The organism is bacterium, from assembly GCA_036524115.1.
Taxonomy (GTDB): Bacteria; JAUVQV01; JAUVQV01; order JAUVQV01; family DATDCY01; genus DATDCY01.
In genome coordinates this window covers 1-12609 of record DATDCY010000358.1, presented here as the reverse complement: position 1 = coordinate 12609, position 12609 = coordinate 1, and the positions used below count along the sequence as shown (strand labels likewise).

The 12609-nt window shown below is 70.8% G+C and carries 14 protein-coding genes; 2 read left to right on the top strand and 12 right to left on the bottom strand.

The features are described from left to right. Positions 1-108 precede the first annotated feature (108 nt). From pilO to VI078_17575, 4 genes are all read right to left on the bottom strand, one after another. Complete coding sequence (gene pilO, locus VI078_17590; protein ID HEY6001101.1) at positions 109-681, bottom strand: type 4a pilus biogenesis protein PilO; 573 nt, start codon at positions 679-681, stop codon at positions 109-111. An 18-nt stretch (positions 682-699) separates the two neighbouring features. Further along, complete coding sequence (locus tag VI078_17585; GenBank protein ID HEY6001100.1) at positions 700-1251, bottom strand: PilN domain-containing protein; 552 nt, start codon at positions 1249-1251, stop codon at positions 700-702. Further along, a complete protein-coding gene (pilM, locus tag VI078_17580; GenBank protein HEY6001099.1) occupies positions 1248-2303 on the bottom strand; it encodes a type IV pilus assembly protein PilM in 1056 nt (351 codons plus the stop codon). The genes VI078_17585 and pilM overlap by 4 nt, the downstream gene beginning before the upstream one ends. Before the next feature lie 292 nt (positions 2304-2595). Continuing rightward, positions 2596-3189, bottom strand: a complete 594-nt coding sequence (locus VI078_17575) for a hypothetical protein (GenBank protein HEY6001098.1) — start codon at positions 3187-3189, stop codon at positions 2596-2598. 252 nt (positions 3190-3441) lie between these two features. Here VI078_17575 and VI078_17570 point away from each other — a divergent pair, with 252 nt between their 5' ends. Beyond that, positions 3442-3780 (top strand): hypothetical protein, encoded by a 339-nt coding sequence (locus VI078_17570; protein ID HEY6001097.1) that lies wholly within the window; start codon positions 3442-3444, stop codon positions 3778-3780. A gap of 241 nt (positions 3781-4021) precedes the next feature. On the opposite strand, the gene VI078_17565 is transcribed toward VI078_17570, so the two are convergent. From VI078_17565 to larE, 8 genes are all read right to left on the bottom strand, one after another. Then, positions 4022-4219 carry a hypothetical protein gene (locus tag VI078_17565; protein ID HEY6001096.1) on the bottom strand — a complete coding sequence of 66 codons (198 nt, stop codon included), beginning with the start codon at positions 4217-4219 and terminating at the stop codon, positions 4022-4024. Between the two features lie 240 nt (positions 4220-4459). Next, positions 4460-5452 (bottom strand): permease, encoded by a 993-nt coding sequence (locus VI078_17560; protein HEY6001095.1) that lies wholly within the window; start codon positions 5450-5452, stop codon positions 4460-4462. Positions 5453-5478: 26 nt separating this feature from the next. Continuing rightward, positions 5479-5805, bottom strand: coding sequence for an anti-sigma factor (locus VI078_17555; protein HEY6001094.1), 327 nt, complete (start codon positions 5803-5805; stop codon positions 5479-5481). A gap of 37 nt (positions 5806-5842) precedes the next feature. Continuing rightward, entirely contained in the window at positions 5843-6457 is a 615-nt protein-coding gene (locus VI078_17550; protein ID HEY6001093.1) for a sigma-70 family RNA polymerase sigma factor, read from the bottom strand. A gap of 130 nt (positions 6458-6587) precedes the next feature. Then, positions 6588-8249, bottom strand: a complete 1662-nt coding sequence (gene ilvD, locus VI078_17545; protein ID HEY6001092.1) for a dihydroxy-acid dehydratase — start codon at positions 8247-8249, stop codon at positions 6588-6590. A 97-nt stretch (positions 8250-8346) separates the two neighbouring features. Next, complete coding sequence (locus VI078_17540) at positions 8347-9603, bottom strand: MFS transporter (GenBank protein ID HEY6001091.1); 1257 nt, start codon at positions 9601-9603, stop codon at positions 8347-8349. 155 nt (positions 9604-9758) lie between these two features. Then, positions 9759-10673 carry a thioredoxin-disulfide reductase gene (gene trxB, locus VI078_17535; GenBank protein HEY6001090.1) on the bottom strand — a complete coding sequence of 305 codons (915 nt, stop codon included), beginning with the start codon at positions 10671-10673 and terminating at the stop codon, positions 9759-9761. A gap of 38 nt (positions 10674-10711) precedes the next feature. After that, a complete protein-coding gene (larE, locus tag VI078_17530; protein HEY6001089.1) occupies positions 10712-11533 on the bottom strand; it encodes an ATP-dependent sacrificial sulfur transferase LarE in 822 nt (273 codons plus the stop codon). Positions 11534-11618: 85 nt separating this feature from the next. On the opposite strand from larE, the gene VI078_17525 reads away from it, so the two are divergent. Continuing rightward, the coding region (locus VI078_17525) for a TRAM domain-containing protein (protein HEY6001088.1) at positions 11619-12609 on the top strand (991 nt) is incomplete at its 3' end.

Here is a 12609-nt window from a genome sequence, read left to right as displayed (position 1 = left end):
GCCTTCACCGCCATCGCGGCGGAGGGCGGCGGCGCGGTCTGGGCGGTCGCCGCGTCCGCGGCGAGGACCAGCGCCGCGACGAGCGCGGCGGCGACGAGCGCGGCGGGGCTACTTGGCCTGCACATAGCGATAGGTCGTCGCGGTACAGGTGGAGGTCAGCATCAGGTACCCCTCCTTCTCCTGCGCATTGCCCATGACCAGGTTCTGGACGCTGATGATCCGCGGGTAGTGGCCGAGCTTGTCGAGGAAGGTGACGATGTTATGGAAGGGGCCGCGGATGGACAGCGCCATGGGCACCTCGTTGTAGAAGTCCTTCGGCACCTCGGCGCCGGGCCGGAACCCGGTGAAGTCGATGCCGGCCTCCTTGCCGAAGGTGGCGATCTGCTCGAGCAGCAGCGGGATCTCGCGCTCGCCGGGCAGCTGCTGGCGCGCCTGGTCGAGCTGCCCCTGGAGCTCGGCGATCATCCGCTTGAACTCCTTGTTCTTCGCCTCGATGATCTGGAGGTTCTGCACCTCGCTCGAGAGCGTCGCGAGCTGGCTCCTCGCGCCGGCGATCTGCGCCGCCTTCGGGTTGTAGAGCAGGTACCAGAAGCCGGCGCCGATGAGGGCGCAGAGGATCAGCAGGATGAGGCCCCGCTGCTTGAGGGGGACCTTTTCGAACTGCTCGAGGACCGACGCCATCTGCCGCCTCCTCCCGGTCTACTCGGGCTGCTCGACGCCCGACTTGATGCTGAAGCGGAACACCTCGCGGCCCTGCATATCGGTGCGCTCGGAGAACAGCAGCTCGACGCCCTTGTAGTACGGGGACTTCTCGAGCCCGTCGACCAGGGGCCGCAGCGCCTCGTGGCTGAGCGAGTAGCCGTCCATGGTCACCCCGGCCGGCGTGTACGCGTAGTTCGTGATCCAGATCGGCGTGGCGATGTCGATGATCTTGGTCAGCTCGTCGAGCAGGTGCACCGGGACGACCCGCTCCTTCTGGAGCTTGGTGATGATCGCCAGCTTGCGCTCGAGCTCGGTCTTCTCCTTCTCGAACTTCGCCTTCTCCTCGTTGACGTTCTTGAGGCGGACCTTCTCGGCCTCCTGGGCGGCGATGTCGCTCTTGAGCTTCGCCAGCTTCCCCGCCTGGTCGAACCAGACCCACGCCAGCGCCGCCACGAGGAGCAACAGCACCGCGCCACCGATGGCCAGGTGCTGGATTGCGCCGGCCTTCTTCTTCGAGACCTTCCGGGCGAGCAGGTTGATCCTGATCATCGGTCGCCTGCCTTCCGCAGGGCCAGCCCGACTGCCACGGCTGCGGCCGGGCCATGCTCCTTCAGGTAGTCCGGGTCGAACTTCTTCGGGTTGACCTTGATGTTCTGGAACGGGTCGAACACCGCGACCTGCGTCCGCAGGCGCTGCGCGAGGAAGGTGTCCAGCCCGCCGACCCTCGCGCTGCCGCCCGAGAGGAGGACCTGGTGGATGTCCTGGTCGGCGGTCGTGGCCCGGAAGAAGTCGAAGGAGCGCTGCACCTCGACCGCGACGTTCTCGCTGACCGTGTCCATCACCCGGCGCAGCTCCTCGGGCGACGGCGCGGCTTCCTCGCCGGTCTTGACCCGCTCGGCCTGCTCGGCGCTCATGGCGAGCTCCTTCTGGACCGCGTCGGTGTAGTTGTTCCCGCCGATCGAGATGTCGCGGGTGAACGAGGTCATGCCGTTGCGCAGGACGCAGATGTTCGTGAACCCCGCGCCGATGTTCACGAGCGCGACGTTCTGCCCCGGCGCCACCTCGTAGTTGATCTCCCAGGCGTTCTGGAGGGCGAAGGCGTCGAGGTCGACGACGGTCGGCTGGAGGCCGGCCTGTATGAGCAGGTCCGTGTAGTCGTCGATCTTGTCCTTCTTGGCGGCGACGAGCAGCACGTCCATCTTCCCCTCTTCCGACGAGCCGCCCTCGATGATCTGGAAGTCGAGGTTGACGTCGTCGATGTCGAAGGGGATGTACTGCTCCGCCTCCCAGTGGATGGACTCCTCGAGCTCGGGCTCGGTCATCTCGGGGAGGCTGATCTTCTTGACGATGACCGAGTGCCCCGAGAGGCCCATCGCCGTCTGCTTGCGCCGGACCTTCTGCTCGCGCAAGAGCCCCTGCAGCGCATCGACGATCGCGCCCTTGTCCAGGATGGCGCCGTCGACGATGGACTGCGCCGGGATGGGCGCGATGCCGAAGCTCTGCAGCTGGATGGATTTACCGGACCACCGCAGCTCCACCACCTTGATGGAATGCGTGCCGATATCGACCCCGACCACTTCCTTGGACTTAAACAACCCCATGGCTCAAGTCCACCTCTGTAAGGAGTCCAGGGTACCCACGCACGGCCCCCACCTACCCCGTGCCGGCTCCGAATCTAGCAATCGCCCCCGCCCATGTCAACAACAAATTGAAGGAAAAACCGGGCTTCATCAAAGGGGTTGGACCCAACCCTTAAACGACTTTCTTCACCCATCTCCCCCCCCAGTCCGCCGATGTGGCCTCGCGGCGGCTCCCGACCGCCGGCGTCCGCGGCGAACGAATGGAGCGTATCCCGATGAGAAACGAGGTGCGGTGACCCTCGTCACACAGCCGTCATATCCGGCGGTCGCGTCCCCTGATGAGCGAGGCGGCAGCGGCGCGCCAGGCGAGCACCCGCGCTCGCAGTGCCCGGCCGGTGAGGCCCGCGGCGCTGTAAACCTCGTAGAGATTGAAGAGGAATGCCGGCTCCCCGGGGCGACGCTCCACGGCGAACTCGCCATGCCGTGCCGCCTCGTGGAGGTCCGCCCGTGTGCGCGCCAAGGCAAGACCGAGGTAACTCCTGGCCAGGGGATCCGTCGGGGCGATGGACGCGGCGCGCTCCAGCAGCCGCCGCGCAGTTTCGGGCCTGCCGCGGGAGAGGTGCCAGACGCCCCGCCGGCAGAGCGCCGCCGCCTCGCGCCCGCCAGCTCCGGTCCAGGCGGGGTGCGCATGGAGACCAAGCTGCCGGTCGTGGCGGGCGCGCAAGGAAGGTTCCGAGAGAACGTGGTACGCGTCCTCGGCGTGCCGGAACGCGTCCGCGTCGGCCAGGCCACCATCCCGCCGCCGGCGCCAGCCGGCAAAGGCCTTCTCGATCGCCAGCTGGGTCGCGCCGGCCGGGACCCCGAGGGCGCGGTAGTGCCCGCCGGCGCGCTCGTCCCGCCCTTCCATGCCGGGGACGCGAGCAAGAGCGGTGCCACTCCGGGTGCCGGCCGTAATTGCGCCGGCTTGGGCGGTCCGGGAGGATGACGCGGCGACCGGCAGCGCCCGCCGGGACCGCCGAAGGGGACCGATGTGCCCCCGACGGCACCAACCCCGCCGTGGGGATGCCGCGAGTTGGCGGGCGCCCTTCCCCGGGGCTTGCTTCGTGCGCCGCGCTGGGCTTATAGTTTCCACCCGGCAAGAGGAGGGGCACGCGAGGCGATGGGTCACACGCGGGTCATCTACACGGACGCGACCACCGCCGAAGCTGCCTCCGCCCTCAAGTCCTCCGGCTTCCTCGAATCGAGCCAGGGGGGAATCTTCACCAGCCCTTCGAGCCAGCTCAAGATCTACGTGGTCTGGGGCAAGAGCGCCTACTACCCGGAGATCCTTGCGCTGCTCGGGTTCTCGCCGCGGGTGCAGATTCACATCAAGGGCAGGGAGGACGGGCCGGACCTCGCCGAGCTGGCGATCGCCACCGCGCACAATCTGCGCGGGATCTGTCCCAGCACGGTCGTGCGCATCTTCAACGCCGACGCCCGCACCGAGATCGACTGCTAGCCTCTTCCGGCTGCCGGCTCCGCCAGGGCGGAAGAGAGCCATTGCCTGTGAATCGAACGGGGCTCAAGCTGCCCGGCTCCGTATCGGAGCGCTATTCTTCGTCCTGGCAAGGCAGGACGCAAGCTTGCGAGGAGGCGTACTGCTGTACGCCGCACGTTGTTTTCACCGCACTCGCTGGCTCGCGCGGTGCAAGGAGGCCGCCGCCGCCAGGGCGGAAAAGAGCCTCCGAGACGAGCCGGGCTTACAGTTCCGGGGGAGATTCGAGCATGAGGCGGTCGGCCGCCTCCTTGAGCACCTCGACCAGGTCCATGAAGTCGTCCCGGTAGAAGTTCAGGTCGACGAAGTCGCACTGGACGACGACCGTGTCCTCCTGCTGGTCGAACCAGACCGCGACGTGTCCGCCCTGCTGCTCCAGTCCGCCTTCCGCAAGTTCCTTCATCCGCGTCTCCTTACGTTCCCGGTGATCGTCCGCAGACAGGCCGCGGAGGATGCAGAGAGTAGTCCCGGGGCGCCGCCGCCGTCAAGTGCGGCATGCGCTGAAGACCGTGCTGGCTTCGGGGTCCTGTCGCTGCGCACCCCCACCGTACTCCCTTCGGTCCGTGCGGCGGGGGTCCCCCGCTTCGCGCCACCCCTTCGCCAACACAAGTCCGCCCCAGGCCGCAGGACGAAGTGCGGCCTGCTACCCCAGGAGGAGCTGGGAGACGTAGGCGACGATGAGCGTGCCCGTGAGGCAGATGCCGAGGTAGAGCCAGAAGACGCGCGGCTTGAAGAGCGACAGGAAGACGCCCATCGCCGGCAGCGCGGTCACCGGGCCGCCCACGAGCAGGGCCATCCCCGCGCTCCAGGAGACGTCCTGCCCGAGCCGCTCCAGGATGTTCACCGGCCCGAAGAGGATGCCGGCGGCGGTGAACTGGTTCAGGTGCAGCGGCACGACCGAGAGCGAGATGAGCACCGGCGTGTACCAGGCCTTGGAGCCGAAGACCGCGGCGACCCAGTCGGAGGGGACGTAGCGCTCGGCGAGGACCTCGATGACGATCCCCAGCAGCGTGTACTTGCCGACCGCCCAGAGCAACTCCAGCGCCTTCGCCCAGAAGATGACGAACTTGCTGGGGTGGCGGCGTCCCACCCGGTTCGACCAGCGGTCCGGGCAATTGCAGGCGATCCGGTGGTCGCAGTCCGGGTCGTGGATGTCGCCCTCGGGCACCTTCCCCCGGAACATCTCCTCCACGGCGAAGCCCCCGCGGCGCGTCACGAAGTGGGTGATGAGCCCGGCCCACAGCCCCATGAAGATCGCCGCGACGAGCTTGGCGTTCGCCCACGCCGGGCCGAGCAGGCCGGCCGTCACGGCGTAGCCCTCGAAGCTCATCAGCGGCGAGGTCACGAGCAGCGCCATGGCCGGCGCCAGCGGCACCCCGGAGGTGACGAGCGAGACCATGATCGGCAGCACGCCGCAGGCGCACAGCGGACTGATCACCGCGATCAGCGTCGCCGCGACCACCGCCCACGAGCCGAAGACCGGCAGACGCTTGCGCAGGCGGACGTGGAACTTGTACGTCCGGATGAAAGCGCCGAGGAGGACCCCGACCAGGAAGTACGGCAGGATGTGCAGGACGCCGTCGCGGAAGTCGGCGCCGAGCGCCGCGAGCTCGAGCGAAACCCTGCCCCAGTCCATGGTGATGCCGGGCGCCCTCGGGAGCGTCAGGACCTTCCGGCGGGTTTCTTCGCCGGACGCTTTCCGCGGCCCTGCCGGGCCTTGGCGGGCGTCGCCGGCGACGACTTCAGACCGCAGCGGCTCGGGCTCTTCTTCGGCGCGGCCGCGTGCCGCTCGCGCAGCAACTCGCGCAGGTGCCCGCGCACCGCGGGGGGCACGTCGACCACGGGACGCTCGCGGTAGAGGACGATCGTCTGTTCGACGGAAACCACGAACCGGGCGCACGGCGGGCAGGCCGACAGGTGCGCCTGCAGGGCGCGCGCGGCGCGCCAGTGCAGGGTGTGGTCGAGGAAATCCGAGAGCAGCGCCCGCATGCGGCGGCACTCCGGCGTATTGCAGGGCTTCAGGCGCTCAGTTGCCACGTTTTTTTTTGATGAGATAGGGGGCCAGCTCGTTGCGCAGGAAGACCCGCGCGCGATGGATGCGCGACTTGACCGCGGGCACCGACAGCTTCATCGCCTTCGCGATCTCCTCGTTCGAGAGCCCTTCGACGTCGCGCAGCAGGAACGCCCCGCGGTAGTCCTCCGGCAGCAGCGCGATCGCGCGGTCGAGCTCCCCGCCCAGCTCCTTGGTCAGCAGCCGCTCGACCGGCACCGGCGCCCAGTCCTCGACGTCGATCTGGCGGCTCTCGCCGTCCTCGTCGGTGATCTCCAGCGGACGCGGCCGGTGCTTGTTCTTGCGGATGCGCATCAGCGCCTCGTTCATGGCGATGCGGTAGATCCAGGTCGAGAGGTGCGCCTCGCCGCGGAACTTCTCGAGGTTGTCGTAGACCTTGAGGAACGTCTCCTGGAGGACCTCGCGCGCGTCATCGGGGTCGCGCAGCATCCGGAGCGCGAGGTTGTAGATCTTCTTCTCGTAGCGGCCGACGAGCCGCTCGAAGCAGTCGAAGTCGCCGCGGCGGCAGCCCTCGACGAGCTTGCGCTCCTCGCGCGCTTCGGCGGACGGCAGCGGCGCCGGGGTCCGCACCGCGCGCTTGGCGGCCGGTTTCGCCGCGGGAGCCGGCTCCGAAAAGGGGGATGGATCTATTTTCTGCAAGCTCGAGCGCCTCTTTGCATGGATTTCAGGAGGAAATGTCTCTGTCCCCTCGTGCGAGGCCCTAGTCCTCCAGCACCGCGCCCGTCCCCGCCGAGCGCACCATCCGCGCGTAGCGGGCGAGATAGCCGGTGGTCACGTTCGGCTTCGGGGCCTTCCAGGCCGCGCGCCGCTTCGCCAGCTCGGCATCGCCGACCAGCAGATCGAGGCGCCGGGCCGGGATGTCGATCTCGATGCGGTCGCCGTCGCGCACGAGCGCGATCGGGCCGCCCTCGGCCGCCTCGGGCGAGATGTGGCCGATCGCCGCGCCGCGCGTGCCGCCGGAGAAGCGGCCGTCGGTCACGAGCGCCACGTCGAGGCCCAGGCCCATGCCGACGACGGCGGATGTCGGCGCGAGCATCTCGCGCATGCCGGGGCCGCCGCGCGGGCCCTCGTAGCGGATCACGATGACTTCGCCCTTGCGGATCTTCCCGCCGAGGATCGCCGCCGAGCCCGCCTCCTCGCTGTCGAAGACGCGCGCCGTCAGCGTGCGCCGGAGCATCTCCGGCGCCACGCCCGACTGCTTGACCACCGCGCCGCCGGGCGCCAGCGTGCCGAAGAGCACCGCAAGGCCACCCTCCTTCGCGAAAGGCTTGTCCCAGGGGCGGATGACCTCCGGGTCGCGCAGGTTCGCGGCCTTGAGCAACTCGCCGGTGCGCTTGCCGCTCACCGTCATCGTGGAGCGGTTGATCTGCCCGCCCTTCGCCAGCTCGGCCATCACCGCCGGGATGCCGCCGGCGGCGTCCACGTCCTCGAGGTGCCAGGGCCCGGCCGGCGAGATGTCGCAGAGGCGCCGCACCGCGCGGGCGGCCTTGTTGAACGTCTCCAGGTCGAGCCGGAACCCGGCCTCCTTCGCGATCGCCGGCAGGTGCAGCACGGTGTTCGAGGAGGCGCCGAGCGCCATGTCGACCGCGATCGCGTTGGCCATCGCCTTCTTCGTCACGATGTCGCGCGGCCGGATGTCACGCCGCAGCAGTTCCATGACCTGCATGCCGGCCTTCTTGGCGAGACGCCGGCGCGCCGCGGTGACCGCGGGGATCGTGCCGTTGCCGGGCAGGCCCATGCCGATCGCCTCGGTGAGGCAGTTCATCGAGTTGGCGGTGAACATCCCCGAGCAGGAGCCGCAGGTCGGACAGGCGCAGTCCTCCAGCTCGGCGAGGTCCGCGGCGCTCATCTTCTTCGCTTTCACCGCGCCGACCCCCTCGAAGACGGAGATCAGGTCGACCGCCTTGCCGCCGCGGCGGCCGGCGAGCATCGGCCCGCCGGAGACGACGATCGCCGGGATGTTCAGCCGCAGCGCCGCCATGAGCATCCCGGGGATGATCTTGTCGCAGTTGGGGACGAGCACCAGCGCGTCGAAGGGCTGGCCGGTGACCATGACCTCGACCGAGTCGGCGATCAGCTCGCGGCTGGCGAGCGAGTACTTCATGCCGAGGTGGTTCATCGCCAGGCCGTCGCAGACGCCGATCACGCCGAACTCCAGCGGCGTGCCGCCGGCGAGGCGCACGCCGGCTTTGACCGCGTCGACGATGTCGCGCAGGTGCGTGTGCCCGGGGACGATCTCGTTCCAGGAGTTGGCGATGCCGACGAGCGGCCGCGCAATTTCCTCGTCCGTGAGGCCGACGGCCTTCATCAGGGAGCGGTGCGGCGCCTTTTCGACGCCCTTCTTCATCAGGTCGCTGCGCATCGTATCAACCTCGCAATGTCAGTGCGTCGGGTCAGAATAGCACAAAGCGCCTTGGGCGCGCGGTATGCGCGGGCGCCTGGGCGCGTCCGGACCCGCGTCAGTCCCTTCCGGGCCGGTCCGCTCCCGATCGGTGCCCGACGCGCAGCAGCAGCGCCAGCCCGGCCGCCAGCGCGGCCAGCGCCGCGGAGAGCGCGAAGCTCGAGGCGAAGTGCCCGGAGCGCTCGGCGAGGACCCCCGCGACGACCGGCCCCGCCATCTGGCCGAGGCCGAAGATGAAGGTGATGAAGCCGAAGGCCGCGGCGGCGTTGCGCGGGCCCGCCAGGTCGGCGGCGACGGCGGTCATGATCGAGGGCACGCTCCAGACGGTGACGCCGTAGCAGCCGACGGCGAGGGCGAGCGACCACCCCGGCAGCCCGGAGGCGAAGAGCGCGTAGGCGAGGGCCTGCAGGCCGAAGACGATCGCCAGGCCGCCCCGGCGCCCGATGCGATCCGAGAGGGTGCCGAATATCGGCCCCGAGAGCAGGCTCAGCGCGCCGACCGCGGACCAGAAGGTGCCGGCGACCGACTCGGGGAAGCCGCGGTCGCGCACGAGCGAGGTGACCATGAACGTGGCGGCGATCACGTAGGTGAAGCCGAAGAGGAAGTAGAGCAGGCCGAGGTACCAGAGGGCGCCGCGCCGCAGCACCCCGCGGATGCCGTGCGGGTGGTGGGCTGGCGGCTCGAACGCCGCCGCGGGGCCCCCGAGCGGCTCCAGCCCCTTGTCCGCCGGGCGGTCGCGCAGCACGATCGCGTCGATCACGGCGACGGCCAGCACGATCAGCGCGAGCGCGAACCAGCTCGCGCGCCAGCCGCCGGCGCCATGCTGCCGGTTGAGCAGCGGGATCAGCCACCCCGAGAGCAGGATCGCGAAGCCGCTGCCGCTGACGATGAAGCCGGCGGCGCGCCCGCGCGAGCGGCTGCCGAACCAGGCGGCGACGAGTGACATCACCGGGACGTTGGCCGCGCCGCTCCCGAGCCCCGTGAGGAAGTAGAGCACGAGGACCGCCTCGAGCGAGCGTGCGCGGCTGAGGGCGACAAGGGAAAGCCCGGCGACGGCAAGCGCCGCGACGACCATGCGCCGCGGGCCGATGCGCGCCGCCACGACGCCGCTGGCGAGCACCGAGATCAGGTACCCGACGAAGTTCGCGGTGCCGACCCAGCCCATGCGGGCGTAGCCGAGGCCGAGGTCGGCCGACATCGCCGGCAGCAGCATCCCGAGCGCGAAACGGCCGAGGCCGAGGGCGGCGAAGGTCGTCAGCGTCCCGCCGACAACGATCGCCCACGCGTAGTGCACAGACCGCCCAGAACGGCCCATCAGCGCCCGATCCCTGCATTCGACCGCTCCAGCGCGCTCGCGGGCGCTTCCATGGGGGCTCCGCCCCCTCTGGCGCGGGTATCGCCGCTATCACCCCCGACGCAACCGGCAATCACTCCCATTCGCGATCGAGGCGTCGCTGGCTGACTTGCCGTCTACTGCGAGAGGTAGTCGTCCGCCATCGTCGCGGCCAGGGCGCCGTCGCCGACCGCCGTCGAGATCTGGCGCAGCGCCTTGACGCGGCAGTCCCCGGCGGCGAACACGCCCGGCACGGGCGTCTCGAGGTTCGGCGTCGTCGGGATGAAGCCCTGCGCGTCCAGCGGGACGAAACCGGCGAGGAACTCCGTGTTCGGCGTCGTGCCGACGAAGATGAAGGCCCCCTCCGCAGCGAGGTGGCTCGCGGCGCCGGTCCTCACGTTCTTCAACGCGACCCCGGTCACCGCAGCCCCGCCCTCGATCCGCTCCACCACTGACTCGAGCACCGGCTCGATCTTCGGCTCTGCGGCGACGCGCTCCTGCAGGCACTTCGCGGCGCGAAACTCGTTGCGGCGGTGCACGAGGAAGACCCGGCTCGCGAAGCGCGTCAGGAAGAGCGCCTCCTGGAGCGCCGTGTCGCCCCCGCCGACCACAGCCACCGGCACCCCCTGGTAGAAGGCGCCGTCGCAGGTGCCGCAGTACGACACGCCGTGCCCGGTGAACTCCGCCTCGCCGGGAACGCCGAGCCGGTTGTGGCGGGCGCCGGCAGCCAGGACGAGAGCGCGGCAGGTCAGCTCCCCCTCGCTGGTGCCGACGCGATGGACGCCGGCGGCGGAGGCGATGCCGGTGACGTCGGCGCTGCGGATCTCCAGCCCGAAGCTCCGCGCCTGCTGCTCCATGCGCTGGCCGAGCTCGTAGCCGTTGATCTTCTCGACGCCGGGGTAGTTCTCGACCTCCCAGGTCAGCGCCATCTGGCCGCCGGTGCCGTGTTTCTCGAGGAGGACCGTCTTGCGGCGCGCCCGCGCGGCGTAGATGCCCGCGGTGAGCCCCGCGGGGCCGCCGCCGATGATGATGATCTCGTAATCGGTGCTCATGGGCCTTGCTCCTTCCTGTTCCGGTGCAGGCTCCGGGGTCATGGCGCGTCTCCGGCATTGTCCATGCTCCCCGTGCGATAGCCTTCCAGGTCCAGCGTCACGTAGCGGTACCCGACGGCCCGGAGCGCCTCCACGATGCGCGACCGCAGCGCCGGGCCGGCCGCCCGCTCCAGGTCGGCGGCTCGCACCTCGATCCGCGCCAGCTCGCCGTAGTCGCGCACCCGCAGCGCCGCGAACCCCAGTCCCGCGAGCGCGTGCTCCGCCGCCGCGACGCGGGCGAGCCGCTCCCGCGTGATCGGCTCGCCGAACGGCACCCGCGTCGCCAGGCAGGGCGCGGACGGCCGGTCGGCGCCCTCGATGCCGAGCTGCGCCGACAGGGCCCGGATCTCGGCCTTGCCAAGCCCGACCTCAGCCAGCGGGCTGGCGACGCCCAGCTCCCGCAGCGCGCGCAGCCCCGGACGCCGCTCGCCCAGGTCGTCCGCCTGGGTGGCGTCGGCGAGGACCGGCAGTCCCAGCTCGTCCGCGCGGCGGCGCAGGGCGGTGAAGACCAGGCGCTTGCAGAGGTAGCACCGGTCCGGCGGATTGGCCAGCACCTCGCGGTGCGCATCCAGGTCGAGGTCGATGGTCTCGTGCCGCGCGCCAAGCGCCTGCGCCCGCCGGTGCGCCTCCTCGGCCTCGCCGGGCGCGTGAACGAGCGTGCGCACCGTCGCAGCGACTACGCGATCGCCGAGCGCGCGGCGCGCGACCGCGAGCAGGAAGGTGCTGTCGACGCCGCCCGAGTAGGCGACGAGGCAGCCGCCCGTAGCCGCGAGCGCCGCCTCCAACCGCGCGAGCTTGCTTCCTTCCGCCTGATCCGGCATGCCGACGCCTCCTTGACCGAGCATACTACATCGACTCCGGCGGACCAGCCGGGAGATGCTGCGCCCGATCCGCTAGAATCGACCCGTGAGGCGGGAACGGCATGGACACGCGCGCACGGGGCGGCAGACCCTAAGCATCGAGCGTCTGGCCGGCGGCGGCGACGGCGTGGGGCACATCGGCGGCAAGGCGGTCTTCGTCCCGCTCGCCGCCCCGGGCGACGTCGTCGAGGCCGCAATCGTCGAGGACCGCAGCAGATACTGCCGGGCCAGGGTGCTCCGGGTCGTGGTCCCCTCGCCCGACCGCGTGGAGCCGCCCTGCCCGCTCTTCGGCGATTGCGGCGGCTGCGCCTGGCAGCACGTCGCCTACCGCGCGCAGCTGGCCGCCAAGCGTGCGGTCGTCGAGGATGCGCTGCGGCGCATCGGCCGTCTCGAGCCGCCGCCCGTGCCGGCCGTCATCCCCTCGCCGCGCGAGTACGGTTACCGGCACCGCGCTCGGCTGCATGCGGTCCGCGCAGGGGGCGACGTCGTGCTCGGGTTCTTCCGGGCCGGTTCGCACAGCGTCGTCCCCGTTGCCTCCTGCCCGGTGCTCCACCCCTCGCTCGACGCGGCGCTGGCGGCGCTGGCGGCCGCAATGCGCGCCTGCCGCGGGACGATCCCCGCCGGAAGCGAGGTCCGCGCCGACACCGGCTGGGACGGCGCCGCGGTGCGCCTTTCCGTCAGCGAGCCTGGCGGGGCGCCGCTCGATCTGCCGCCGGCCCTGCAACTGGCGCTGCGCGCTGCCGGCGACGCGGCCGGCGTCGCGATCGACGCGGGCGGGCCGTCCGCCGCCCCCCTCGCCCTGCCGCTCGGCCCCGGGGAGGACGCCCTGGTGACGACCGGGGCGACGTTCACCCAGGTCAATCTCGAGCAGAACCGCGCGCTGGTCGCCGCCGCCCTCGAGATGGCGGAGGCGCGCCCGGGGACGAAGGTGCTCGATCTCTGCTGCGGCCTCGGCAACCTCTCGCTGCCGGCGGCCGCGCACGGCGCCCGGGTGCTCGGCGTCGACCTCGACGCGGAGGCCGTGCGCCAGGCCCGCG

Excerpts from the sequence above, each read along its gene's own strand:
- pilO (HEY6001101.1), bottom strand. The coding sequence starts at position 681 with ATGGCGTCGGTCCTCGAGCAGTTCGAAAAGGTCCCCCTCAAGCAGCGG.
- VI078_17585 (HEY6001100.1), bottom strand. The coding sequence starts at position 1,251 with ATGATCAGGATCAACCTGCTCGCCCGGAAGGTCTCGAAGAAGAAGGCC.
- pilM (HEY6001099.1), bottom strand. The coding sequence starts at position 2,303 with ATGGGGTTGTTTAAGTCCAAGGAAGTGGTCGGGGTCGATATCGGCACG.
- VI078_17575 (HEY6001098.1), bottom strand. The coding sequence starts at position 3,189 with ATGGAAGGGCGGGACGAGCGCGCCGGCGGGCACTACCGCGCCCTCGGG.
- VI078_17570 (HEY6001097.1), top strand. The coding sequence starts at position 3,442 with ATGGGTCACACGCGGGTCATCTACACGGACGCGACCACCGCCGAAGCT.
- VI078_17565 (HEY6001096.1), bottom strand. The coding sequence starts at position 4,219 with ATGAAGGAACTTGCGGAAGGCGGACTGGAGCAGCAGGGCGGACACGTC.
- VI078_17560 (HEY6001095.1), bottom strand. The coding sequence starts at position 5,452 with ATGGACTGGGGCAGGGTTTCGCTCGAGCTCGCGGCGCTCGGCGCCGAC.
- VI078_17555 (HEY6001094.1), bottom strand. The coding sequence starts at position 5,805 with ATGCGGGCGCTGCTCTCGGATTTCCTCGACCACACCCTGCACTGGCGC.
- ilvD (HEY6001092.1), bottom strand. The coding sequence starts at position 8,249 with ATGCGCAGCGACCTGATGAAGAAGGGCGTCGAAAAGGCGCCGCACCGC.
- VI078_17540 (HEY6001091.1), bottom strand. The coding sequence starts at position 9,603 with ATGGGCCGTTCTGGGCGGTCTGTGCACTACGCGTGGGCGATCGTTGTC.
- trxB (HEY6001090.1), bottom strand. The coding sequence starts at position 10,673 with ATGAGCACCGATTACGAGATCATCATCATCGGCGGCGGCCCCGCGGGG.
- larE (HEY6001089.1), bottom strand. The coding sequence starts at position 11,533 with ATGCCGGATCAGGCGGAAGGAAGCAAGCTCGCGCGGTTGGAGGCGGCG.